The 24032-nt window shown below is 58.6% G+C and carries 17 protein-coding genes and 8 pseudogenes; 12 read left to right on the plus strand and 13 right to left on the minus strand.

The window, feature by feature from the left end; translation table 11 throughout:
• Window positions 1-1461 precede the first annotated feature (1461 nt).
• Both ACVWW3_RS37700 and ACVWW3_RS37705 read left to right on the plus strand, forming a co-directional pair.
• Complete coding sequence (locus tag ACVWW3_RS37700) at window positions 1462-1839, plus strand: hypothetical protein (protein ID WP_456651343.1); 378 nt, start codon at window positions 1462-1464, stop codon at window positions 1837-1839.
• A 45-nt stretch (window positions 1840-1884) separates the two neighbouring features.
• Complete coding sequence (locus ACVWW3_RS37705) at window positions 1885-2157, plus strand: hypothetical protein (protein ID WP_456651342.1); 273 nt, start codon at window positions 1885-1887, stop codon at window positions 2155-2157.
• Window positions 2158-2219: 62 nt separating this feature from the next.
• Here the strand turns inward: ACVWW3_RS37705 and ACVWW3_RS37710 are convergent.
• A pseudogene (locus tag ACVWW3_RS37710) lies at window positions 2220-3717 on the minus strand (CoA-acylating methylmalonate-semialdehyde dehydrogenase).
• A gap of 106 nt (window positions 3718-3823) precedes the next feature.
• On the opposite strand from ACVWW3_RS37710, the pseudogene ACVWW3_RS37715 reads away from it, so the two are divergent.
• A pseudogene (locus ACVWW3_RS37715) lies at window positions 3824-4703 on the plus strand (LysR family transcriptional regulator).
• Window positions 4704-5109: 406 nt separating this feature from the next.
• Here ACVWW3_RS37715 and ACVWW3_RS37720 read toward each other — a convergent pair.
• The gene (locus ACVWW3_RS37720; protein WP_456651341.1) at window positions 5110-5292 is read right to left on the minus strand and encodes a hypothetical protein; all 183 of its coding nucleotides are present in this window, start codon (window positions 5290-5292) and stop codon (window positions 5110-5112) included.
• Between the two features lie 758 nt (window positions 5293-6050).
• On the opposite strand from ACVWW3_RS37720, the gene ACVWW3_RS37725 reads away from it, so the two are divergent.
• The 9 genes and pseudogenes from ACVWW3_RS37725 to ACVWW3_RS37765 all read left to right on the plus strand — a co-directional run bounded on the left by ACVWW3_RS37725 (window position 6051) and on the right by ACVWW3_RS37765 (window position 10216).
• Window positions 6051-6155 (plus strand): hypothetical protein, encoded by a 105-nt coding sequence (locus tag ACVWW3_RS37725; RefSeq protein WP_456651340.1) that lies wholly within the window; start codon window positions 6051-6053, stop codon window positions 6153-6155.
• 59 nt (window positions 6156-6214) lie between these two features.
• Window positions 6215-6541, plus strand: a complete 327-nt coding sequence (locus ACVWW3_RS37730; protein ID WP_456672361.1) for a tripartite tricarboxylate transporter permease — start codon at window positions 6215-6217, stop codon at window positions 6539-6541.
• Window positions 6450-7182 (plus strand): annotated as a pseudogene (locus ACVWW3_RS37735) (tripartite tricarboxylate transporter permease); the annotation flags it as partial. The gene ACVWW3_RS37730 and the pseudogene ACVWW3_RS37735, both read left to right, overlap by 92 nt.
• A 144-nt stretch (window positions 7183-7326) precedes the next feature.
• Window positions 7327-7485, plus strand: a complete 159-nt coding sequence (locus ACVWW3_RS37740) for a hypothetical protein (protein WP_456652145.1) — start codon at window positions 7327-7329, stop codon at window positions 7483-7485.
• A 37-nt stretch (window positions 7486-7522) separates the two neighbouring features.
• Window positions 7523-7951 (plus strand): aminotransferase class I/II-fold pyridoxal phosphate-dependent enzyme, encoded by a 429-nt coding sequence (locus tag ACVWW3_RS37745; protein ID WP_456672446.1) that lies wholly within the window; start codon window positions 7523-7525, stop codon window positions 7949-7951.
• Window positions 7887-8072 carry a PLP-dependent transferase gene (locus tag ACVWW3_RS37750; protein WP_456672447.1) on the plus strand — a complete coding sequence of 62 codons (186 nt, stop codon included), beginning with the start codon at window positions 7887-7889 and terminating at the stop codon, window positions 8070-8072. The genes ACVWW3_RS37745 and ACVWW3_RS37750 overlap by 65 nt, the downstream gene beginning before the upstream one ends.
• Window positions 8066-8479 (plus strand): annotated as a pseudogene (locus ACVWW3_RS37755) (PLP-dependent transferase); the annotation flags it as partial. The gene ACVWW3_RS37750 and the pseudogene ACVWW3_RS37755, both read left to right, overlap by 7 nt.
• A gap of 1022 nt (window positions 8480-9501) precedes the next feature.
• Window positions 9502-9693 (plus strand): annotated as a pseudogene (locus ACVWW3_RS37760) (LuxR family transcriptional regulator); the annotation flags it as partial.
• 109 nt (window positions 9694-9802) lie between these two features.
• Window positions 9803-10216, plus strand: coding sequence for a helix-turn-helix transcriptional regulator (locus ACVWW3_RS37765; protein WP_456672362.1), 414 nt, complete (start codon window positions 9803-9805; stop codon window positions 10214-10216).
• A 485-nt stretch (window positions 10217-10701) separates the two neighbouring features.
• Here the strand turns inward: ACVWW3_RS37765 and ACVWW3_RS37770 are convergent, their stop codons facing one another.
• From ACVWW3_RS37770 to ACVWW3_RS37820, 11 genes and pseudogenes are all read right to left on the minus strand, one after another.
• Complete coding sequence (locus ACVWW3_RS37770) at window positions 10702-11439, minus strand: outer membrane protein (protein WP_456651336.1); 738 nt, start codon at window positions 11437-11439, stop codon at window positions 10702-10704.
• Window positions 11440-11656: 217 nt separating this feature from the next.
• Window positions 11657-11971: a hypothetical protein gene (locus tag ACVWW3_RS37775; protein ID WP_456651335.1), complete on the minus strand. Its 315-nt coding sequence runs from the start codon at window positions 11969-11971 to the stop codon at window positions 11657-11659.
• A gap of 1966 nt (window positions 11972-13937) precedes the next feature.
• Window positions 13938-15175, minus strand: a pseudogene (gene nodC / locus ACVWW3_RS37780) (chitooligosaccharide synthase NodC); the annotation flags it as partial.
• A 14-nt stretch (window positions 15176-15189) separates the two neighbouring features.
• Window positions 15190-15508: pseudogene (locus ACVWW3_RS37785) on the minus strand (chitooligosaccharide deacetylase NodB); the annotation flags it as partial.
• Window positions 15509-16278: 770 nt separating this feature from the next.
• Window positions 16279-17411 (minus strand): IS3 family transposase gene (locus ACVWW3_RS37790; RefSeq protein WP_456647380.1). Its coding sequence is split into 2 segments (ribosomal slippage): window positions 16279-17156 and window positions 17156-17411, totalling 1134 coding nucleotides; the frame shifts between segments, so codons are not numbered across the junction.
• 487 nt (window positions 17412-17898) lie between these two features.
• Entirely contained in the window at window positions 17899-18204 is a 306-nt protein-coding gene (locus ACVWW3_RS37795; protein ID WP_456651334.1) for a hypothetical protein, read from the minus strand.
• Between the two features lie 673 nt (window positions 18205-18877).
• Complete coding sequence (locus ACVWW3_RS37800; protein WP_456651333.1) at window positions 18878-19153, minus strand: hypothetical protein; 276 nt, start codon at window positions 19151-19153, stop codon at window positions 18878-18880.
• 325 nt (window positions 19154-19478) lie between these two features.
• A pseudogene (locus tag ACVWW3_RS37805) lies at window positions 19479-20503 on the minus strand (LLM class flavin-dependent oxidoreductase).
• 216 nt (window positions 20504-20719) lie between these two features.
• Window positions 20720-21796, minus strand: a complete 1077-nt coding sequence (hisC, locus tag ACVWW3_RS37810; RefSeq protein WP_456652094.1) for a histidinol-phosphate transaminase — start codon at window positions 21794-21796, stop codon at window positions 20720-20722.
• 678 nt (window positions 21797-22474) lie between these two features.
• Window positions 22475-22813: a hypothetical protein gene (locus ACVWW3_RS37815; RefSeq protein WP_456651332.1), complete on the minus strand. Its 339-nt coding sequence runs from the start codon at window positions 22811-22813 to the stop codon at window positions 22475-22477.
• 353 nt (window positions 22814-23166) lie between these two features.
• Window positions 23167-23886 carry a MerR family transcriptional regulator gene (locus ACVWW3_RS37820; RefSeq protein ID WP_456651331.1) on the minus strand — a complete coding sequence of 240 codons (720 nt, stop codon included), beginning with the start codon at window positions 23884-23886 and terminating at the stop codon, window positions 23167-23169.
• Window positions 23887-24032: the final 146 nt, after the last annotated feature.

The raw sequence follows: 24032 nt of genomic DNA on the forward strand, positions 1-24032 counted from the left end.
ATCGTTAGTTGAAGGAATCACTTGTGATTCCTTGCTGAGCAGCTGGTTGGCGAGCCATGCCGGAAACTATGGTATGCGCAGAAGGCGCGTATCAACAGAAGGAGAATTCTACCCGTGGTCGTCGAGTGATCTTGCAGCTGACGAGCGTTCGCAGGGCAATTGACGGATCCGGGCCTCGTGCCAACGCACTCTTTGGACGGCCGCGATCCAGCGGGCCGGCGCCCTCGCCGAAAGTTGGTGATGGAGAAAATCGGAAGGGCGGCACATCGTGGGGGCATGACGCCTCCACTTCTCCACCCAAAGAGCGATATCCCACGTCCAGCCTTCCGCTCGTCACATTGGCAGCGCTTTTTCACCTTCAAGAGCGGATTGACCTCGGGATTTTCGATCTTTTCCAGAGGCTGCCGGTACTAGCTGATCAGACTGCCTCGTAGATTGCGCGTTTCTTGCCTGCCTCTGTCACTGACACGACGGCGTGCGAGAAAAAATGCTTCGGCCGCTTGCCGAACAGGATGAGCGCACCGGCCGTCACCTGCTCATTGTCGGGTCCGCTTACCGAAAGACCTTGCTCACTCATAAGCGCGCGCAGGGTGTCGCGCTAACCGGCGCGCGCCCGAGTGTTTCGCAGTAATCGCGCAGGACGGATAGCGTCAGATCCAGATCGAGATCGTCAAGCGAAGCGCTTGCGACCACGCGTTCGTCAAACGCCTGCACCCGTGAAGCTTGCGCAGACGCATCGCTATCGGCTGTGTAGCGGTCGCCCTACCAGTTCTTTGCCGAGGTCGGCAAATAGTTCGTCGAAGCCATCTATCCTCAACAGGCGGAAATTTGTGCCGAGCCTCCGTGCGAGCGATTCGGCATAAGGATGCAGCTTTTCGCCATCCCGTATGCACCCTTATATGCCGAGAGGAAAAAAGCGAGCCGCCCTTGTTCTGTGCAAAGATACCTTCCATGATTGATGGCTCGGCTCCGCGATAGTCGATGAGAATAATCGGCGCGCCAGCGAGCACTGGCCTGAGCAGTGATACGAGGTTGGTATCGGGAACGCCGAATTCGCGGGCGGCGTTCTTGTCCGGAATATTGCTCAACGCGTCCGTGCAACCAGACGAGTTGACATTTATTGAAGACGTTGAACTGGTCGTAATTACCGGGGGCGGTTGACTTCGTGAACATCACCGGATGTGAGGCTGCCGCGCCTTCAGAGCGTCAGACTGTGATCGAGATGTTCCATCGAATTCGACGGGACGCCGGAGAAGCTCCCGTTGACACAGTGCGAGGTATATTCATCGAGGGTAACCGCATCTATCCGACCTCGGGGTTCTTCCAGAAAACTCACGTTCAGATCTGCGTTTGCAATCCGGACACGATCAAGGGCGTCTTTCGCGTTCCTGATACCCAACTCGGGCGGTCATAGAGAGAGAAGCAACTGGGCCTGTCAATTGGGTCCGAACTTCTCCTCCTATGATCGCTGACTTCGCGCCATATCGACTCGGCACGATCCGCTCCATTGGAGAAAATCGGTCCCGCGAGGTGGAGGCGTTCGAGGTCTTGGACGATGCGGCGCGAGAGCTGATCCGCCAATCAGCGACGTTCTTCGTCGCGTCATGTGCGCCTTCAGATGACGGATCATCGTTCGATTGCGGTATCTCTCACCGCGGCGGCAAGGCGGGCTTCATTGACGTGGCGGGCGACCAGATCACCGTTCCAGGCTTTGCGGGTAATTCCTTTTTCAACACGCGGCAATCTTGTGCCAAATCCCAAGGCGGGACTGCTTTTTGTCGACTTTGTTATTGGCGATGTGGTAGTGCTTCGGGGGACGACCGAGTTGCTCTGGAATGATCCATCGATCCGTGGCTTCAAGGGTGCCGAGCGCCTGGCGGCTTTATGTCACAGCTGGCCGGAGGGTGCGGGCTGTGGTCGAATATCCTCGGCATGGTCGAGGAAGCCAATCACGTGACGGAAGTTTCGTTTCCATCGCCTGCACCGCAAGCTCCTGTTTGGCGTCCATCCTGCTGGTGCGATCTTTGGTGGTACGGAGCGCCCGTATTCACTTTCGAGGGACCGAAGGTGAAAGATCTCTGGGTGTTAAGCGATATTCACAGATTGATCGGCCGAATCGACCTCTCTGGCGCCGATGTGCCGGAGTTCACCAGTTGAGGCCTGCGCCAATTGGAGGGTGAGAAGGCCGTGGAGCTGCCACGGCCTTCCATTTGGGAAGATCAGGACATTGTCGGCATCACGAACTCGGCGCCTGCCCGGATGCCGGTCGGCCAACGGGTCGTGATCGTTTTCAGCTTGGTGTAGAAACGAACGCCCTCGGGGCCATGCATGTGATGGTCCCCGAACAGAGAGGCTTTCCATCCACCGAACGAATGGAATGCCATCGGCACCGGGATCGGTACATTGATGCCCACCATGCCGACCTGGATCTGATGCGCGAACTCGCGCGCTGCATCGCCGTCCCTGGTGAAGATTGCGGTGCCGTTGCCGAACTCGTGCTGGTTGATCATGTCGGCCGCATCGTCATAGGACTTGGCCCGAGCCACCACGAGCACCGGTCCGAAGATCTCTTCGCGATAGATCTTCATGTCCGTGGTCACGCGATCAAACAGGCTGCCGCCGATGAAGTAGCCCTTCTCGGAGCCCTGGCGATGGAAATCGCGCCCGTCCACGATCAACTTCGCGCCTTCGTCAACGCCGGCGTCAATATAGCCTCGGACTTTGTCGAGGTGTTGCTTCGTCACCAGCGGGCCCATCTCGGCATCGGGGTCGGTGCCGGGACCAATGTTAAGCGCGCGGATCTTGGGCGCCAGCTTTTCGATCAGACGGTCGGCGGTAGCGTCTCCGATCGGACCGGCTACGGAGATTGCCATGCAGCGCTCGCCGGCGGAGCCATAGGCCGCGCCCATGAGAGCGTCGACCGCCTGGTCCATGTCGGCGTCAGGCATCACGATCATGTGGTTCTTGGCGCCGCCCAGCGCCTGGCAGCGCTTGCCGTGGCTGGTCGCCGTCTCATAGATGTATCGCGCGATCGGCGTCGAGCCGACGAAGCTGACCGCGACGATGTCCGGATCGGTTAGAATGGCATCCACCGCTTCCTTGTCGCCATGCACGACGTTGAACACGCCGTCGGGCAGTCCGGCCTCCTTCAGCCACTGCGCAAGCATGAGCGAGGCCGAGGGATCGCGCTTTGACGGCTTGAGGATAAACGTATTGCCGCAGGCCAGCGCAACCGGGAACATCCACATCGGGACCATCGCCGGGAAATTGAATGGCGTGATACCAGCGACCACCCCGAGCGGTTGACGCAGCGAGTGGCAGTCGACACGGGTGCCGACATTCTCGCTGATCTCTCCCTTGAGCAGTTGCGGCGCGCCCGTCGCGAACTCCACCACCTGTGCCGCGTTGGATCTCGCCCTTCGCGTCCGAGAGCACCTTGCCGTGTTCGGCGGTGATTACTTGGGCAAGTTCATCGATCCTGTCCTCCATGATCCGCAGGAAACGATTGAGAATACGAGCACGCCGCAGTGGCGGTGTGTTCTCCCAGGCCGGGAAGGCCTTGCGGGCCGCCTCTGTGGCCGATCGCACGTCTTCCATCGTAGCAAGTGCGAGCGTTGACGATTGCTCGCCGGTCGCGGGATTGTAAACCGGCGCGGTGCGAGGGCCCCGGCTCGGCACCAACTCGCCATTGATGAAGTTCAGAATAGTCACAGGCATTGGCTGCTCTCCCTAAGATGATGGTTGATCGAGCCAGATATGCAGCGCATAAAAAAGCGGCATCAACGGCCGAATTCGCGGCTCCGTTGTGCAGAAAGTGTAGTCAATGGATTGGGAGCGCGTTCGGATATTCCTAGAGGGGGCGCGTGCCGGCCAGATTCTGAAGGCCTCGAAAACCTACGGCTCCAACGGTCGCCCGGCAACTGACGGCGCTGGAGAGTGGCTTGAACGCCAAACTGCTCGAACGACACACTTCAGGCTGCACGCTGACGGCGGCGGGCGAGGCGCTTGTCGCCGCGGCCGAGCGCGCAGAGAGCGAATTCCTCAAAGTGGGATCGAGCATTGGAGGCGCCGCCGAGGCCCTCACCGGAACAGTACGCGTAGGGGCGCCGGACGGGCTTGGCAACTACTTCCTAGCCGATCGGCTGGGCGCACTGGCAGCGAAGCACCCGGGCCTTGTCATTCAACTCGTGCCGCTTCCGCGCACGTTCTCATTGTCAAAGCGCGAGGCTGACGTTGCGATCACGCTGGACCGGCCCAAGCAGGGCAAGCTGATCCTGTCCAAGCTCACCGACTACACGCTCAGTGTCTATGCTGCTGATGCTTATTTGGCGCGCGAGGGTTCCATCAAGACGCAGGCCGATCTTGCCGGCCGCCTGTTCGTCACCCAGGTGGAGGATTTCGTCTACAGCAGGGCATTGGACTATGCCTCGGTGCTCGGCCGGCTCATGTCGCGACGCTATGAATGCGGCAGCGTCGTTGCGCAGATGGAGGCTGTTCGCGGTGGACACGGCGTCGGAATCCTTCATGACTACGTGGCCCAGCGCTATCCCGAATTGCGGCGTTTGCTTCCCGACATCCGTTTCGTGCGGAATTACTGGCTGACGTCACATCCCGATACGCACGAAACGCGGCGCGTTGCGGAAGTGCACCGCTTCATCGTGGCATCAGTCAAGGCAGCGAGGTCGTCTTTTGAAGCTGCTTGAGCGCCACTACCGGTTGCTCGGGCGTGGCTGTTTGGTTCGCTCCCGATCCGGCGCATTCCATGAACGCCCGCAGGGCGGAGGACACGAATGCGTAGCAGCAGAGACCGTTGCAATGACCCTACTTGCTTTCCTCAAAACAGGTTGGCAGTCACAATACCGCCGCTGGAAACCTTCGCGGATTGGGGGGCACCCTCGCGCAATTCGATTTTAGTCGCATTCGCATCCCTGCAGAAAGTCGTGCATTGGCGGTGCTGGAAGCAGCCAATTGCTGCATCCGGGCCATTATGCGCGACTTTGATGGTGCTCCACACTGGACCCATCATCGAGCTATCGCGGGATCTATCGCATTCTATTCAGGATGCACGCGACAAGTCAGCTTCAAACGGACTCTAAATTCCTTTGCCCGTCAAAACCTGCTTACAATGAACAGCAGCGGTGGACCGGTCACGTCGATGTCATAGAAGCGCAGCGCAACGCCGAGGCGGCTGAGCTGATGGTTATGCAGGTTTAACGCCTGCTGGCGGACCTGTCCTGATCCTGAGTTTTGGCTGTAAGCGGCGTGTCTTCCTACTGCAACATCACGGCGCATTCAACCTCGTGGCTTAATGCGACCATCGAGTCGGCCCGCCAGGCAAGCCGGTCGTGAATTTTCAGCGGTTGCATCGAAAGTAAAGAGCTTTGCCAAGCAGGCGACCGATTAAATTGGCGCGGAGATCGGCAGCCTCTACGGCATCCCGAAGTCGTCCCCGTCCTGCCTCGATCAAGCGCCCTCAACAACGTCAGCGAATATGTGACATCGACAGCCCAAGGCAATCGAGGAGTTCGCGCGAGGGGTGCAGGGCTCAAGTTCAGCGCTCCGTGGCAGTTCCGATTCGCGCGCTGCACGTAGGGGATCCGAGTTCTGACGACGCAGAGAAGGTGTGGTTGCCAGGGCCGGGATTTTGGCTCGAGCGTGAACCTCTCTGAGAGGATTCCGACGCGCAAAACTGACGGAATGACGGGTTCGAACGTACGAGACTTTCGTCCCTACCGTGATGTTCATCATCTTCGCGTCTATTTCGGCATGACGCGGCGAGCTTCATGTGCGTCTTCGTCTCGGCGCTCGGCGACAGAACCGCCACCCTGAAAGGCTCGGCCGTCCTGGCCGCGGTCGTCACGGTCGCCGGCTGTCTCCTCTTTCCTACGTGCTGAACGTTGCTTTCCCGCTGTACCGTTGGGGGTTCTAGATGTTCGCGAGCGCGCTTTCCGATCTCTGGTACGGCTTCGGCGTCGCTTTCGAGCCGCAGGATTTCATGTGGTGTTTCGTCGGCGTCCCCGTCGGTAACATGGTGGGGCGTCCTGCCGGGAATGGGGCCGCTCGCCACGATCTCGGTGCTGCTGCCGCTGACGTTCGGCATCAAGCCGGTCGGCGCCATCCTGATGTTGTCAGGAGTGTTCTATGGATCGCAATAAGGCAGCGCGATTTGTTCAATCCTGCTCAACTTACCGTGCCATCCGCCGCACGCGGTGACGTGCCTCGACGGGTTCCGCTAACGAAGCAGGGCCGCGGCGGCGCGGCGCTCGGCATCACGGTCCTATCGTCGTTCGTCGGCGCTTCCTGGGGCATCCTGGAAATGATCTTTCTGGCTCCGGTGCTGGTGAAGGTCGCGCTGGAGTTCGGTCCGACTGAAATATGCTCGCTGATGCTTCTGGGCCTGCTCGCCGGTTCGACGCTGGCGAAAGGCTCGCCTCTCCAAAGGCATCGCCATGACGTTGCTCGGGCTGTTTCTAGGAATCGTGGCAACGGATGTCGAGACCGGCTCGGAGCGCTTCACGTTCGGCATCCCGAATCTCCTTGACGGCATCGAACTCGTCGGACTCGCTCTCGGTCTATTTGGTGTCGCCGAGTTCATGAAGAGCGTGAACCAATACTCCGAGGTGAACACGCGCTATTCGAAGGTGGGCCTGTGCGATCTGCGCCCATCGCGCGACGAACTCCGCCGCTCGATCCCTGCGATGTTGCGCGGCACCATCATCGCGAGCCTTTGCTCGCTCATTCCGGGAACGGGACCAACGATCGCTTCCTTTATTTCCTACGCGGCCGAGAAAAAGGTTTCGAAAACGCCAGAGAAGTTCGGCGCCGGCATGATCGAAGGCGTCGCCTGTCCAGGAGCATCGACGCATTCGTCGGCACAGGGCGACTTCATCCCGACTATGAGCCTCGGCATTCCTGGCGACGCGGTCATGGCCCTGATCCTGGGTGCGCTGATGATCCAGGGCATCGTACCCGGTCCCCAATTGATCAAAGAGCACCTCGACATCTTCTGGGGCCTGATCGCGTTTCTGGATCGGCAACGTCCTGCTGGTCTTGCTCAACGTCCCGCTGATCGGGCTGTGGGTGAAGCTCCTGATGATTCCCTACAAATATCTCTATCCAAGCGCGCTGTTCTTCGTCGCGATCGGCGTTTACTCGACCAACAGCGACATGTTCCAAGTCGGCGAGACCGTCGTCGCCGGGTTGATCGGCTATTTGCTGCTGTTGCTCGATTTCCACCCCCGGCCTCGATCTCTGCTCGGCTTCGTCCCGGGGCCACGCCTGGAAGAGAACTTCCGCCGTTCGCTGCTGGTCTCGCGCGGTGACGCTATGATTTTCGTCGAGCGGCCGATCAGCGCGTTCTTTCTGTTCCTTTGCGTGATGCTTCTGGCGGCGCAGGTCTACGTGCGCTTGCGCAAGCCGAAGGTCCTTGCGGCGCTCGACGTCGCGGAGGGGAACGGCGTCGCGACCGCCCGACCCGCGGAGTGAGTTGGTATTCGCTCAAGGGCCGGTCGGTCGTTCGATCTTGTTCCCTTCGGGGCTCTCTGCGTGCTCCCACGCGCTTCTCGGGATCCTGAAGGCCGGGGATCATGTTTTGATCTGCGATAACGCCTATGAACCAGTGAGAATGTTCGCGAACCAGGTTTTAACTAGATTTGAGGTCAAGGTGGAGTACTTCCATCCCACACAGCCTTCGGATCTACTCGCGAAGATTGGGACAAAAACGCGAGCTGTGTACCTGGAGTCCCCGGGATCCATGACGTTTGAGGTACAGAATCTGCCCGCGCTGTGCGCGATCGCAGATCACTCGGGTGCGCTCGTGCTCATGGACAATACCTTGGGCGACGCCGCTCTATTTCAAACCCTTTCTCCACGGCGTCGACATCTCGATCCATGCCGCGACCAAGTATATCGTTGGTCATTCCGACGCCCTTCTGGGCATTGCTACCGCTAACAAGCAAGCGTGGCCGCTCCTGCAGCCAAGCGCTCATCATTTCGGGGAGATTGCTGGGCCAGATGACATCTATTTAGCTCTTCGTGGACTGCGCACACTAGCCGTTCGCATGAGGCCCTGAAGCTGGCTCAAAGCCTGGAAGACCACCCGGCAGTGGGCCAGGTTCTACACCCTGCGCTCCCAAACTATCCCGGCTACAATATTTGGAAGCGGGATTTCTTGGGTGCAAGTGGCCTGTTCGGCGTCGTTCTGAAGCCTATGTCCAAGGCCCAGCTTTCGGTTTTCTTCCAGAAACTGCGCCTTTTTGGAATCGGATTGTCGTGGGGTGGGTACGAAAGCCTTGTGCTGCCTGTCGATGATCCTCCACGAACGGAAGCAATGGTTTCATTTGATGGACCGTTGATTCGTATTCACGCCGGCATGGAGGGGCCGAGTGATCTCATTGCGGACATGCATCAGGTGCTGCGAGCCGCCTGCGAACACTGCGTGAGCGACGCTGCTTACCAGGATGAGAGCAGAAAAGGGTGATTTCAAGGGCAGTATCGATGGCGCGGAGAAGAGCGATAAAAGCGACGCTTGGGGCGCGATGCCTGCCGCACAACGAGCCACTATCGTCGCGAGATCACGCCCGACTGCGATATGTCGTCTCCGCCCGAAACGCGGCAACTGGGACCCGAGCAGAGATCACCAGGCGCAGACAGTCGCGATATCTGGGCATGTTGGCTCACGGACCGATCTACTATTTGTAAAGCGGATTTATAGCCGTGCATCTCCGAGGTGTAGCGCCAGCCCCGTGCAGGACGACCATGCGCACGGCTTCTGTCTGTCATTGTGCGGTGCGTGAGCAGAACGCCGATGATGTGCGGTCAGTTAGATGTCATTTAAGCCGCAGGTGCCATTGCCGTATTCGGATGATTCGCTCGCCCAAACATGTCCGGGTGCTTTTGAACACGAGCGCTGGCAATACGCGATCGCGCAACCGGGGATCTCGACGGTTGCGTTCGGTACGGCGCGACCGCCATCGCAGACGGGTATCGCAGCGGATGCATGCCATTTCTGCGTCTAATTGCCTCTGCGCCCTATGACGCGGGCGCTGGGCCTACGCTAGCTCGGCTGGCCCCCGGGAGGCTGACCAACGCGTAAACGATCGTTCGCGTACTTGCTGATGCAACATATATTCTTCAGCTAGCGACCAACAAGGTTGTCTCTCTTGCGACGAATGTCCGAATTCTAACAGTGAATGTTGCGTCCCCAGTTCTCCAGCACTCGTGCTTTTGCGGCACTGCTCCTAGCGCCTCAGCTGGTACGACATTTGCTGAACGCTTCAGGTCCGCCTCCTCCCGAAGAAGCGCATGCACAATGTTCTCTATCGAGCAACTATCCGATCTCAGCCAACTCGATTACAGCTCATGACGAGAAGTATGATTGTCGCGTTCGGTCGAGCACTTCGCAAGCAAGAAGAGGCTGAAGTGGCGCAGGGCCCCTGCCCAAATCGATCCACTCAAAAGACGCAGCACCGGTTTGCCTAAGTCGGTGGCGGGAGGCGCCAAATGGACCTATTTTGCCTCATCGAATGCGCAAAACAGAGTCGATCTCCCGAGCTGTTGTTCGATCTGCTTGTGAGCTGTTCGAGCGAACAGGGCTTCAGTCAAGTCGCTTACGGGGCGTTGACGGACGCGGAGCCGACCCGCCGGCCAGAGTATCTGCCAGCCGCCGTAACAGTGAACGTTCCTTCCGCGTGGTGCGAGCGCTATGCTGAACGCCGATACAATGCCATCGATCCTGTGATTCGGCGTACGACGATGCAGTCGGCTCCCTTTCTTATGGGATCAACTCGCTCACAAATATCAATTGCAACCCGGCGAAATGCGTGTGTTGAACGAGGCCAAAGAGGCCGGTCTGAAGCACGGCGTAACCGTACCACTGCTTGGACCATCTGTCGCATCCTTTGCATCCAGGTTCGACGATGTCGACCCTGAGTATCGCCTCAGTCGTCTCAACACATTGGCTTGGCAGTTTCATCATGCATTTTCAGAAATCGCGCCGTCATCGGAGGGCAGATGCCATATGCAAGTAGCCCTATCCGAACGAGAAAAGGATTGCCTCCGCTGGGTGGAAGAGGGGAAATCATCCTGGGAAATCGGAGTCATCCTGAGAGTCAGCGAGAATACGGTGAACTTTCACCTGAAGAACGCGATGCGAAAGCTAGAGACGAACAGCCGTACCCATTGCGTTGCCAAGGCGATTCGCCAAGGTCTTATCTGACGTTTCGGGGCGGCTGCCCGTATCGACCTATGCCGAAGTCACGAGTGAGCGATCTGACCAGCGTGACAACATGACAATAGCAGCGAGGACACGTTCAGCCCAAGGTGCAGAAGATGCTGTTGCCGCGAATAGCTGACAAGCCTGTCATCTCGATCGTCTTCGGGAACATAGATGCGCACCCCGCCGAGGGTTGGTCGGGTTTTCGATGCCGGAGAGGTTCGCACGATTGCCTAAATCCGACGTGGACTGGCCATGACTGGAGACCAATCGCCGCATCGATGACGCGCGTGCGATGACAGTGATCTTCGCAGGCGTAGTTGGTTGTGGATGCCGCCACTCGACCAATATGGGAGCGGTTTTTGGGCTTGGATTGCGACAACCTAGTCGCCTGGGATAACGGTATTGATTGATGCAGCAAGCCCGCCCTCGCAAAAACAAGCCCCGGCCATGGGCCGGGGCTTTCGATCCGCCGTTCGTACTGCAGATCAATATTTCAGAAGAAACGGGCCGCCGAACTTATAGTTGAGCCGTGCAGTCACAAGATCGAAATCCTGGCGGACGCGATCGGTTCCGCCTGCGGGCGCGGGGAAGTGCACCGCTCCGGGCTGCATGAATAGGTGGTCGTACTCGAGACTGACCGACCAGCTCGGCGCGAAACCGTACTCAATCCCAGCTCCCAATGCACCACCCCAAAGAATGTGGTCGCTCTTCCCAAGCTGCGCGCCCGTGAGGGTCGAGCTAATCTGATAGGTATTGCTCGTCACTGCGGCACCACCTTTGGCGTAAAATAATACGTTGTCCACGGCATAACCGATCTGCCCCGTTACCACGCCGAACGCATCAATCTTGGTCTGGTTGATATCCGCAAACGCGACGCTGTCATTCGAGCCAGTCAAATCAGCCCAGTTCCCCTGGCCTTCAACACCAAGCACGATCTGACCCATCTGCCTTCGATAGCCGATCTGGCCACCCACAGTACCGCCGGTCGCATCATGGCAGCCCTCAGGCGTGCCGCCATTGAAGTCCCAGCAATTCGAGCTTGAGCCCAAGCCGCCGTTCATACCGACGTAGTAGCCGCTCCAGTCGTAGATCGTAGCCGCAACAGGCTGCGGCGCAATGGTATAGAGAGGCTGGACGGGCTGCGCAGCCAAGTCAGCGCCGAATGCAGGCGCCACCGCGCCAAGCGCCACAATGCTTACAGTCGCAAGCAACAAGTTCTTCATTTCTACTCTCATGTCTTGAGTGCCCCGACCCTCGCGCGTCTTAACAACATCCGCGCGAATAGCTGTAGCTGCATCGCAACATTTGGGCCGAAAGGAATGCTTGAACCGAACCCTGCGTCAGGTTGCGGCGTTGCGGATCATCTTCAACTAGCCTCGCAAGGCTCCTTCGCGTGCGAACGTAGATTGGTAGGCGTGGACGAAAAGCGGGCTGCTGATCTCAGCGGATGAAGCGCACCGCAAGCCACATGACGCCCAGCCACACCGCAACCGAAAAGAGCAAAGCGCTTTGCAACGTACTTGCTCTTATCCTGTGACGCCATTGAAGGAGCTGCGATGAGCAACCGGTGAAGCGCCGACCTTGTACAACAGCTGTCACTTCATCGTAATCTGCGAACCGGAAGTGAGAGCGATGCTTGCGAATATACGCCAGCCGCTCAGTGGGTGAGAGGCACTGTGCCCACACCTTCCATGCCTCACTATCAAAACACGCGCTATTCTCAAGGACCTCGGCGAGGCGCTCGTCAGGTTTCATGATGCATCCGCTGTACTGACTATCGCGGATCGAGTTCTAGGAGGGAAGCCTCACCTTCGAAACCTCTCAGTTTAGGTAGGCGAGTTCAGCGAATCGAACTCGGCCAGGAAGCATTTGTCACGGTCAATGTGGCGCTGATCCTGCGCGAGATGAAATTCGAAGTCGTGCGATGGCTCTGGATCTCTCTTCTCGCCCAGTGCAGATCGCCACGGGCATCGAAGCGGTGTAGATGCCGCAGGAGAGTGAAAGGTGCTCCTTGTCGATGCTGTCGCAATCGTGCTTGCCGTCGCATTCAGTTCAAGCGCTAACTCGCGTCCCAGACATATCTTCTCCGCGGCGGCTCGCAGTCTTCACCGTCAGTGTCTCGGGTCAAACCGGCCATCAGTCACACGTTACACCGCGCTGTTGGGATCCACGCGAGCACGCGCGTGCCCTCCACGCCGCCGTCCGGTTCTGTGCTCGACGAACTGACGGCGGTCAGCGTTCGTCCTCGTGTGGCATATCGGCAATTTCCTTGCTTGAGCAAGGCCGAATGCAGCATTAGGAACCACAGCGTGCGGGAACTCGGAGCGGCAGCGGAGCAGAACTGCCGGAATGAAAGTAAGCGTTATAGAGCTGGGCGTGCTCACGTCGGTTGCAGGAACGCCAGCTGCGCATAGCGGATCCTCATCCAAAGCCGCCAAGAAGTGCATAGTGAGAAAAGAAGCGGTGTCGTCATCTCGATGTCTAAACCGCAGGATTGCTTTGACACACTTCCGCCATCGCTCGTTGACTAGTTGGTCGGGCACGAGGCGGCGGATGCCTGGTTTCTACAACGTGACGCTACGTACGATTCAAATCCCTCCGGCGACTATAGCGCGACAATCTGGATGGGACGCACTTCCTCCTGATAGCCGTGCCGCAAGCTACGCCTTGCCACTTGAGATGGCCTGCAGCAGCAGTGTGCGTGGAGCCAGGCAAGGTATGCTGATCCACGGAGTGGCCCACGCCGTGATGGTTGCAGGAAAACGACATTTGTGATGGCTGATACCTGTGGCTTGGTCAGAGTGCTGCGCTTCTCTGGGCGGCATTGCCCCACCCGGCGGGGGCAATGAAGAAGACGTTCGGTCGCGGCTGAAACGTGGACGAGACCAGCCGTCTCGCGACGCACTCGGACTGCCGTTAGGACCTGGACTATTTGCGCGTCGCGGCGGCCGGCAGGCGGTCGCATTGCAGTGCAAGGGGGTACCGTACTCATGCTCTGAGACCGAGGGCTTGAATACACGGTTCTTGCCTTGACGATGCCGAAGAAGTGGTCCTGCCACCTGTCCCGCGGCACGCCTGCTGACGAGAGGAAACAGTTAGGGAAAAGCAGGCTGCCTGTATACCCATCGCTGGGCGATCTCGAAAGGACCGCCGGCTCTCAAAACCAGGACGATGTCTTTTTATTACCCGATCGAGCGATCTAACCTTCGCCTTATGCAGAATTCCGCCAGGTGCTAGGCGGAGCCTCGATTTGATTAGACGAGTAAGAGTTGAACGTCTGATTGAGCAAATCGCCAAGAGCGCAGGCGCCATGGGTCGGGTCGGACTTGGCTTCACGTGTCGTTCCCCGAGCTAGAACAAGTTTGGCGATTTGCGTACGATTGGCGATAGTGCGGCGATCTGGCGGTAAAGCTGCGACTGCCTGATCGAAAATGTCAGCTAGGATGCGGAGGTCTTCTGGATAGAAGAGGTCACCGTATTGTTTCGCCGGGACTGTTCGCCTGCTGGGTCCGCTGGCGCTCGCCTCGCCTATTGCGCCGAGGTCCAGCTTCGCCGCGACCAGTTCGCTTGTGAGTTCGTCGAGCAGCTTGACCGCTCGGAGCGCGAATTTGTCCTGGCAGATCAGTTGAGCAACGACATCCAATTGTAGAGCAATGCGGTGCTCAAGGTGCTCAATGCGCGACGTGCAAACAATCTCCTTCGGCTTGTCGGTTGTCGGGGCCGGGCACAAAAGCTTGCCGTGCGTTCCATTTCCGTCGAGCAAATCGGCTGGTCTGCGCGAGAGCCAGTCGCTGTTGCTCAAGGTACAGAGCGCATAGACTTTCATCGGGAGCAGGAGGAAGATGTTGATCGGGGTGCGCAGCGAGAGGCCGATAAATCGAAGCTCGCCGGCACGAAGGCCCGCTACGCTGCACCGAATCATGGTCATCGCGACGATGGTCAGACCGGTCCACCAGGGCACGGTGCCGGTGAGCGCGAGCTGAGCGAGGGCAGCAATCGATGAGATGGCGAGCAGCAGCGGCCTGAGGTTCTGTCCGAGCACGTCCAGCGTAAGGTACCGGTCCAGGCCGGGCAACAGGTGCAAACCGAGCAGCGTGTCGCGGTAGGTGCTCCGCGCCCAGCGGAGCTGTTGCCGCAGATACGGCAAGAGCCTGTCCGGGACCACCGTGGCGGCGATGGCGTCAGGAACGTACTCGGTTCGAAACCCTGCCTTGAGCATGAGGATCGTCAGATGGCGGTCCTCACCGAAGTCGCTCGGCTTTCCCCGGAAGAACTGCGTCTCGTACTGGTCGAGCACCAAGAGCAGCGCGGAGCGACGGTACATGGCACACGGGCCGCAGCAGCACATGACGGCGCCAAAGCGCGTCTGCGCCGCACGCTCTTCGTTGCAAGCCAACCAGTACTCCATGTCGATCAATCGGGTCAGCCAGCTGTCGTTCCGGTTGCTGGCCACCAATTGCCCCATGGCCCTCCGACGGCTGCATCCTGCATCTTACGTACGAGCTTGCTGACCACGTCGCTGGCGATTTCCGTGTCGGAATCGACATTGAGCACGAGATCGCCGAACGACCGGCGTATCGCTGCGATCTGCGCCTTGCGCTTTCCAACGTTGCTTGGCAGCAGAATGACGGTGAACCTCGGGTCATGCGCGTAGCTCCCATGGACCGGGGCCACTGCAGCGACATTTGCAGAGCCGTCATCGACCACATAGAGCTGCAATCGCCCTGGGTAATCCTGGCTTGCGAGAGATTTCAGGCAGGCCGCCAGCGTGCGCGGATCCTCGTTGAAGCAGGGCACGATGACATCCACGCTGGGCAGAGCACCGGTGTCGACGAGGTCGTACGGCGGCAGTGAGGCGTCGGTTCGCAGCGCATAAAGCGCCTGCGCGCTCTTATGGACGCTGGAGAGCAACGCGTAGGAGGCAACAGCAGCGGTGCTGATGGTGGCAAGCAGGCTCATGGGAATTGATCTATTCAGTGAGTTTGAGGAAGCGACCGGATTGCAAATCCAAGGTCATGCAGTGCTGGAATGAGCTGGGCGAGCGCCGTCACAGTCTGGTCGCGCCGACCAGAGTGAGGGCAGCGTTTCAGTTCGTCGAGAGGGCACCCGTCGTGCAGGAGCACGATTGCCCCTGGCCGGACCGAGGCCAGCACCGCGGCGACAATCGCCTCGCCGCCAGGACGAGACCAGTCTTGCGGGTCGACTGGACCAGTGCAGGGCTGCCAATTCGGCCTTCGCCGACGCGGCGAGGGCCTCCTTGGTCCAAGTCCCATACGGCGCACGCATGTGCCGCGGCCACGAGCCCGCATCGAAAACACTCCAGTTCCTTGTTAACTCGCAAAGGGCTCACCGCGCGCCACCGGACAGATGCGCGTTAAGCGCGGCCATCCGGGATCAGCCTGCCGGAGCGCTGCACCCAGCGACGCTCGATCGCCCTTGTCGCTATTGGCTTGGGCTGCGCAGTTCTCGCTAAGGCTGGCCAGAGATCTGAGGGCGAGCTGCCCATGCTGCCTCATGGCTGATGTTCGGGCCAGATTGATGCATCCAAGCAGCTCCCGCGCGCCAGTGGCTCGCTGATGCAATAGAACACGTTGCGCTGCGCCCTAGTCCGATAACGCGACCAAGACGGGCCTCGATCTGGGCGCAAGAGGTGATCACGTGTTGGCGCTTGCACGTCATCCGCCAATTGCATTTAAAATGGCGAATACGTCATGACGCGCCTTTTCCTCAATCATCCTTGATAGCCGGCGGTTAGCTATGTGGATCTGGAGAATATTGGTAGAATCTATTGTTTTGATGCGAGGTATCCATGCTGTGGATAGGCCAAGAGGGATCCATCAATATTGAGTGCGTGAGCCGATCCTCTTGATTCAATTGATCAGGCGCATGCCGAAGAATGGCTAGGCATGCGACCGTGCATTCGGTGAAGGTCCTAGCCAGGATCGAAGCCATCTCGGAAACGCGAATCATGATGCTTGAGCTGGATCAACTCAGGCGCTGCAGAGCTGGTCCCGGTTGTCTGAACAAAATCTCCGCGTCGATAAGTGGAGCGTCTGCCGGGGTTAGGCCGCCATGCGGATTGGCGGCTGGTTGAAGTAGGCTTGATCCGGTGTGCTGCCGTCAAGGCTCGAGTGTGGACGTCGGCCGTTGTAGAAGTCGAGATAGCGGCCAATCGAAGCTCGCGCCTCGCCGACCGTTTCGTAAGCTCGCAGATAGACCTCTTCATATTTGACGCTGCGCCACAGCCGTTCGACGAACACATTGTCCCGCCAAGCCCCTTTGCCGTCCATGCTGATGGCGATGGCTTGGTTGGTGAGCAGGCCCGTGAAGGCCGCGCCAGTGAACTGCGAGCCCTGATCCGTGTTGAAGATTTCGGGCTTGCCGTGACGCGCCAAAGCATCCTCCAGGGTCTCGACGCAGAAGGCCGCCTCCATCGTGATCGACAACCGCCACGAGAGAACCCGGCGGGTTGCCCAATCCAGCACGACAGCGAGATACACGAAGCCGCGCGCCATCGGGATATACGTGATGTCCATCGCCCAGACCTGGTTCGGCCGTGTGATCTCCATGCCGCGCAGCAGATACGGATAGATCTTGTGACCGGGCTCTGACTTGGTCGTGCGCGGACGGCGATAGAGCGCCTCTATCCCCATCCGCCGCATCAGCGTCTTCACATGCCGGCGGCCGACCTTGCACCCCTCGGCAGCCAGCAGGCCGCGCAACATACGCGAACCGGCGAAGGGATACTCCAGATGCAACCGATCGAGCCGTTGCATAATCGCGAGGTCGGCGGAGGGCACCGGACGCGGCAGGTAATAGACGCTGCCACGGCTGATGTTCAGAGCTTCCGCTTGCCTAGTGATCGACAGATCGTGCTCACGGTCGATCATCGCTTTGCGCTCAGCAACCCCGCCTTGGTGAGCGCTCCTTCTAAAAAATCGTTCTCCAGCGTCAGCTCTCCGATCTTGGCGTGCAACGACTTCACGTCGATGGCCGGCCCGGCAGATGCCGCGGGACCTGCCCCGAAAACGTCAGAGGCACCGCCCTCCAGTTGGGCCTTCCACGCCGTGATCTGATTGGGGTGGACATCAAAGTGCTCGGCCAACTGCGCCAGCGTTCGATCGCCCTTGATGGCGGCCAGCGCTACTTTCGCCTTGAAGGCCGGGGAATGGGTTCGGCGGGATCGTCTGCTCATCGTCGCTCCTGTCTGCGGCAACTATCGCCGCATTCAGGCAGAAACTCCACTTATCGCGATGTTCAGATTTCTGAGACCAGCTGTTGCTTCCCACGAGCAGAGTCGAGCCTACGCCGCTGCCTAATGACGACACCTGGCCGGTCCTTTCGATGATCAACTTACAGAGCTGAGGGGGACTCGCACATTGGCTCCACGCAGCGGACCGTTAAAGATGGCCAGAGAAGCCTGGTTCGGGATGCTCGAGAAAAACAGCCTGCAGCATTTCGGCAGGTGCCCACCCAAGCCTGTGGGCCGGCAGGACAGATTAGATTGATCAACTAGCGAGGTGCTGTCGCTCCATTCCCATCAGCTTCATAGCTGCTCAGGAGCTCAATCGAAGCCCGTCCGCTAACATCAACCCTGCACAGCCAAGTGTCCGGGCAAGCGATCGCTGGAGCGTGGCATGCATCAATGCATCTTGGGATGATCGCTGCAGATACCTTCTTCGTTAAGAAGGATCCTGAGGGCGGCGCGGTTCGGTGGTGATGAACATTTTCATTGCAAAGTCGAGCGACGTATATGCTCGATCGCGGACCGCCTGCGGCAAGTCAGGAGTTGCGTCAATCGCAGCGCGCGCGTCGCTCATAATCTTATCTTTTGCGGAAAGAAGCTTTGCGTCTAACATTACATGAAGCGTCTCTCGAACTTCAGGTGAGATCGCGCAATCGCCATCGATCAATTCTCGAAGTTTCCAAAACATGCGCTCGACTGCTACCATCGACCCGAGAACTGACATCAGTCTTGGTGACATCATTGGCGATCTCCTTCTCCAGCCAGAATCTGGCGACCATCCCAGCGAAATCGGACCTGTCCCTGTTTGACACCGACGCGCGAGGCGACCCTGAACAGGCGAATGACTGGGATACATGTCCGCTGCTAGTCCCAGCGGGCGTGAGACGGACGTTCAAGATATGTTCAGGGGAACTCGCAAACTGTGCGATTTGCGAGCAAGGCATTTATCGTTTCTGTGCTCCAGGCCGTAACCCGGTAGCGTGCGGTGGCTCACGTGCAAAACTGACATGGGGGGCGTGCGCCGCTTTCCATTTGCCACAATACATGCAGCGGCATCGGAGTTGGACTTCTGCCACGCGTCCGTGCTCTTCCGCTTTCTCACTCGGATCGCTCTGTTGACGAGCCCGTATTGAGTGAGTGATCCCGGTCACGCAAAGGTGGTCATCCGATACACCGGTGCTCGGGGCGCCCACCCGTTTTGTGATTGCGTGGGCGCATCGACATCGAGCCTCCCGATCTGGAATGGTGTGTTGGTCGTGCGCCGTCGACCTCGATCGCTCTCTTGATTCTCCATCGGCCCTCCGATCGAGCTCAAAAAAACGAGCAACTTAAACGCGCAGATGATTTTCATGTGCTGGATTTCCTATCTCGGGTTGGTTCATTTCGTCTGTCTTACTGTCCTCGCCACTGCACGGCTATGCTGTGCAAACCGTGCATTTCACCCACCAGCGGCCACCGCGCTTCTCCGCGCGCAACTTGCCGCGACGGATCCGAGAGAGCACGCCTTCGGAGCTTATGTGGTTCATCGCTGCGAATCGCTGAACAGTGAGGTAGTCCTCATGCAGAGGTGGAGGGGTGCTAATTCCGTGCGCAGCCAGCAGAATGCGCAGCGAAGCCAATTCCGCCAGCACGATCTCGAGCTTACGCGCGATCTCCTCCGTCTGGTCGGAGCGCTGCCGGAACCGCGTCACGACAGGCTCGCCCGTGCGATAAGCCACATCTTGGAGCCGTGTGGAATGCGATCGACGAACTGGCGCGCCAAAGCGGGATGAGCGTGAGCCAACTCATCTGTCCAAGCAAACCACTGCTCCGGCAATGTCAACGCACGCAAAATGAGAGACAGGGCATTTATTGCCGTTGAGACTACTGTTTGGTGATGTGGTCGAAAGGGTCTCATGCGCGTAAGAGCCATTTGAACCGTAAGAGCGGTCTGACAAATGCATCCGGTTGCGGTGCTCATGGGCCTCGGTGTTGCCATTTATCGCCTGGTCAAGGACGATTGCTGTTGGCTCATCGTCAGTGCTCTCCCCCTATGAGTTCGGAGTGAATCGCAGTTGCTGTGTTGAGGCAGGCATCCAGTGACAGAGATCCAAAGGCGAGCTGGCAAAGGAGATAGTTGGCGCCTGCCTCTTCCACGTGATTGAGAAGAGTTTGGCGCACCGAAGCGGGCGTTCCGACAACGCACAGTTCACTCTCAATTGCGGCATCCAAGGTTAGGGGCAGGTTGGATGGAGGCGGGATGTCATTGAGCTCGTACAGGAACTTAAAGCTCTTGAACCATGTTTCGTAGGCTGGCGCGGCGAGGGAGCGGGCGGCTGCTTCAGAGCTGGCAACTACGATCATGCGGAGTAATGCGAGAAATGGCGCTGAACCGTTGGCGTCATGCTTGGCGTTTCGATGAGCGCGATAGCGATCTGTTACCTTGCGAACGGCAGAAGAGGATTCCATGCACGCCAGATTAGCGCCATTCGCCGCCGCCCACTGCGCGGACTCTGGCCGATTTGTAGCAATCCATGTCGGGGGACAAGGACGCTGGTGAGGTGAAAGTGTCAAAGGAACGTCGCTCAGCGCAAAATGTTGCCCTTCGTACGAGAGCGGGCCGCCATTCATCGCGTTAACGAAGATTTGGGAGGCTTCCTCGTAACGGCTTGAGGCAACATCCAACCCCAAAATAACTCAGTTCGATCGGTACGGAGCCGCGACCAAGACCGACCTCGACCCTGCCGCTGCTCAGGTGATCCAACATGCAGATCTCCTCGAATGCCCGCAACGGGTGGTAGAGATTGAGCAGCATGACCAATGGACCAACGCGAAGTCGCCGTGTGCGCTGTATGACGCTTGACAGAAACAAGTTCGGCGATGGACCGCGTCCATGCGGGGTGCAATGATGCTCCGCCAGATGATAGGCATAGAAACCGAGCCGGTCGTAGGACCTCCGCCAGCGCGAGGCGGTCCGCGTATTGCCGGGCGATATCGGGGCCGTCCTCGTCAAGATGATCAAAGATGCCGCAGGTCAGGTTTGAGGGAAGAACGTTTCTCACTCAGTTATCTCCTACAGAGGGGACCGGAGTCCGCCGGGTTTTGGGGTGCAAGAGGCGCTCGCTGGCACTGCGGTGCATATGCTGCGAAGCCGTTCTCAACAGCTCGTAATGCGCCGACCGGACAAAAACTGACTCCGGCTGCGTCGCGAAGCTGCATTCATGTGTTGGTCCGGATCGATTACGAACGGGGATCTGTGACCTAAGTGGAAGGGGTCATTAGCCACGGCATTCCACTTTCTTAAGAATGCTGCCGACAGCCGCAAGAAACGCATCCATCTGGCGCGTTGTACCGATGCTAACCCGAATGCACTCTTGCAGGCCGGCATCCGGAAAGAAGGCAACGAGGACGCTCTGGTCTTGCAACGCCGCCTGCCACCATCTGCCACCCTGGCCTACCGGCACACGGGCGAGGAGGAAATTCGCGTGGGAAGGCGTTACAGAGAACCCAAATTCCGAGAGGGCGGCCGCTACGCGCTGACGCTCAAGCCTGACGTGGCGATGGTTCTCCTCGTAGGCGTCGCGATGCGCAAGGACGCTCATGCCAACGGCATGAGCGACCACATTCATGTTGAAAACATTCTGGATGTTACGAAGCCGCCCAATCAGCTCGGGATGGCCGAAACCGAAGCCGACGCGAATGCCAGCGGCGGAATAACTCTTGGAAAACGTCCGCAGGACCAGAACATTCGAATGGCGCTCAACGAGGCGTAGGCCGTCCTCAGGTGCGAAATCGACATAAGCTTCGTCCAATACGATCAATCGGTCAGATCGTATAACAAGGCGCTCGATCTCAGCGAGCGGAACAAAGCTTCCGGTCGGATTGTTCGGATTGGCCAGCAGAATGAACTTGGCATGTTTAGCCCGACCGAAAAGCAGCTCGTCCATCGGCAAGCAGTCGGGTTCAGACCAGGGAATTTCAATGAACCGGGCCCCTTGCAACATGGCAAGCTTGCGATTGAATGAGAAGCCGGGCGACATCATTGCAATGCCGTCGCCCGAGGCAAGAAAGGCTCTGTAAATGAGACTGAGGAGTTCAGACGATCCATTGCCAGCCATCACGCGATCAGTGGCAATCCCATAGGCCGATGCGGCCGCTTGTCTCAAGCTGACATTGTCGTCTTCTGGATAGCGGTATTGCACCTCAAGAGCTGCAATTGCGCTTCGCATCACGATGGCTGGTAAAGGAAATGGGTTCTCATTCGTGTTCAGTTTCACGCAAGTATTATCCGGGGTGGGGCGCCCGGACGGCAGAGCATCCAATTGGCGAGCCACCGGCGAGAGCGAGGAAAGCATAGTTTGCAGTTTTGCATCCAATTTGGTGTTCTTCCTTTTGTCGTCGAGAGCAGTTGACGGCCTTCATCGAGCCTACGTGATGCGCGCGCTGTGTTCGGAGCAGGGAAACGCAAGGCGTGCATGAATGTGAGGGTGAGGTGCCATAGGCGGGCTCAGATCTAAGCGCCGCATCGGATCAGAGCCCGTCTCAGAGTCCGGCAGCGATCAGCACGGATCAGCCGGCGCACGGCGTTAATCCAGCGAATACCTGTTTCACGAGGAGAGGGATCGCCACGTCCCCTCGGCCGAACAGCGCTGCTAACGCTTGGCCTGAACTCGCGTAATCCGCAGACAGACTGCGCACCACTGACATCTTGCCACAAGCTACGTTCCTTCTAAAGAGGCCCTGGCAGCTCACTCCCGAGAGCGAGGTGCGCACCAGTTTCACTAGCTGGAAGAAGTCACCGATGTTCGTCGGCCTTACGAATATGGAAGTGATGCTCACTCTAGTGGCACCAGGCGAATGGGAACGTACTCTTCGGGCGGCCGTTCGGGCGTGCACGACAGCTGTGATAGCATTGCCGCGAGGGCGAGAAATGCTGCGACTGCGGCGACTGCGACGCACGTGAGCAGCGCGTAATCGCCATGTCGAGGATGGTTCATCATTCGAACGCTCCGTGCGGAGTTGGTTGCGGGCGGTCAGGTCTGCGCGAGTGCTTCGACGGTATTGTCGCGCCAGCGGTAAACGATGAACCCAGGAGCGGAATTGTCTGCCTTGGAGTCGAATCGAACCGTGGCAATGGCCGTTTCGATGAGCCCGAGGTAGGGCCGCAGCGACCCGCGTGGCTTCGAAGGTGCCCGCCCGGTTGACCGAGCCTCCCCATGTTTGAACTGCGGCATAAGCGAGAGCATGCAACCTGCGGCAGATAGGCTCGAACCCTTAAGCTTGGCGACAACGGTAGCCCCTGCAGCATTGGTCGCCGAGTCCGGCATAAAGGTAAAGAGCGTGCCGTTTGCGCAGTCGCCGGCAATGGCCAAAGACGATCATCCACCGACTTGTTCTCGCCCAGCGCTCTCACCGGAAGTTTCCGAAAGTGATGCCGATCATTGGAGTCTCCGTCGGCGTAGCCGGCGCTCTGTTGGTCGCCCCGCCGCTGCGTCGATGCTTTTAGAAGGTACAATGTGACGCTACGTACGAATCAAGTACTTCGAAGCGTGCTCGTCGAGGTTGATTGCCAAAATCCACAGAGCGAAGGACCCGAAAGAGTCTCGACAACGCAGATTTGGAGGCGAATTGCTACGGGCCAACGATCCTCAATCAGACAAGGATCAGCATCAGTTCATTGGGTTTAGAGACATTCCAGTAACCGAGTCGCGGGCAACCGGGTGCGTCAACTCTTTCCCAGTTGGTCCTCCAGCGCGGCGAGGGCCAGATCCAGGTATTGCATGAGGCTCGCATCCCAGCCGGCGAGATTGTGTGGTTCGGTCAATCGCGTCGGCACCTTAAGTATCATCGAGACAATCGAGTCAACTCCTGCGATTTCAGTCAACAGCGAACGGGCCTGACGCCCGACCGCATTTGCCCGCTCACTGCATGGAGGCTCGCCCCGATTCATGCAGCTTCGTAGCTCGTCCCGAATCTTCCGCCACCGATCTTCGCGGCTAGCGTTAGAGGCGCACGTGCAGATGGCCGAGGGGGTACGCTCCTCAATCCGCGACATTGCATCTAACGTGGCCGGCAGCTCGTCGACACTGACTTCTGTCTCACCTTGCGTCGTCATATTGCGCAATCGATCCCGCAATAATGTCGTCCGCTCGACTTGGACTTCTATTCGCTCCAGATGGTTGCGCAATAGGTCCGTGAGAGATGTCCGCCCTTCGATGGCTTTGCGGATGTCAGGAAGCGAGAAGCCGAGCTCACGTAGCGCGCGAATCTGAGAGACGCGTTGTAGGCTTTCACGATCGTAGATGCGGTGACCGCCATAGGTACGTTCCGAGACCGTCAACAACCCGGTATGTTCGTAGTGATGCAGAGTGCGTACCGTTACGCCGGTCGCCTCTGCAAGTTCTCCAATGCGCCATCGGCGCCGTCGTGGTGTGGCGTTTGTCATGGTCCTCAATTTGCAAGCCTACAACCTGACGTCACGTGAGAATCAAGTTATTTCAATGATCTAGATGATGGTCTCTTGCTGCGAACCCCCAGGGGACTGAGCGCACGCTGTTGATCAAGCGGCCGAGACAAGTGCAAGCATTAAGT

The organism is Bradyrhizobium sp. LM2.9, from assembly GCF_054056555.1.

What these genes read in the sequence shown, in the direction of transcription:
- ACVWW3_RS37795 (WP_456651334.1), bottom strand. Translation starts at nt 18,204, where the DNA reads ATGATGTCACCAAGACTGATGTCAGTTCTCGGGTCGATGGTAGCAGTC.
- hisC (WP_456652094.1), bottom strand. Translation starts at nt 21,796, where the DNA reads ATGCTTTCCTCGCTCTCGCCGGTGGCTCGCCAATTGGATGCTCTGCCG.
- ACVWW3_RS37725 (WP_456651340.1), top strand. Translation starts at nt 6,051, where the DNA reads ATGGGGCCGCTCGCCACGATCTCGGTGCTGCTGCCGCTGACGTTCGGC.
- ACVWW3_RS37700 (WP_456651343.1), top strand. Translation starts at nt 1,462, where the DNA reads ATGATCGCTGACTTCGCGCCATATCGACTCGGCACGATCCGCTCCATT.
- ACVWW3_RS37740 (WP_456652145.1), top strand. Translation starts at nt 7,327, where the DNA reads ATGATTTTCGTCGAGCGGCCGATCAGCGCGTTCTTTCTGTTCCTTTGC.
- ACVWW3_RS37775 (WP_456651335.1), bottom strand. Translation starts at nt 11,971, where the DNA reads ATGAAACCTGACGAGCGCCTCGCCGAGGTCCTTGAGAATAGCGCGTGT.
- ACVWW3_RS37705 (WP_456651342.1), top strand. Translation starts at nt 1,885, where the DNA reads ATGTCACAGCTGGCCGGAGGGTGCGGGCTGTGGTCGAATATCCTCGGC.
- ACVWW3_RS37820 (WP_456651331.1), bottom strand. Translation starts at nt 23,886, where the DNA reads ATGACAAACGCCACACCACGACGGCGCCGATGGCGCATTGGAGAACTT.
- ACVWW3_RS37720 (WP_456651341.1), bottom strand. Translation starts at nt 5,292, where the DNA reads ATGCGCCGTGATGTTGCAGTAGGAAGACACGCCGCTTACAGCCAAAAC.
- ACVWW3_RS37770 (WP_456651336.1), bottom strand. Translation starts at nt 11,439, where the DNA reads ATGAAGAACTTGTTGCTTGCGACTGTAAGCATTGTGGCGCTTGGCGCG.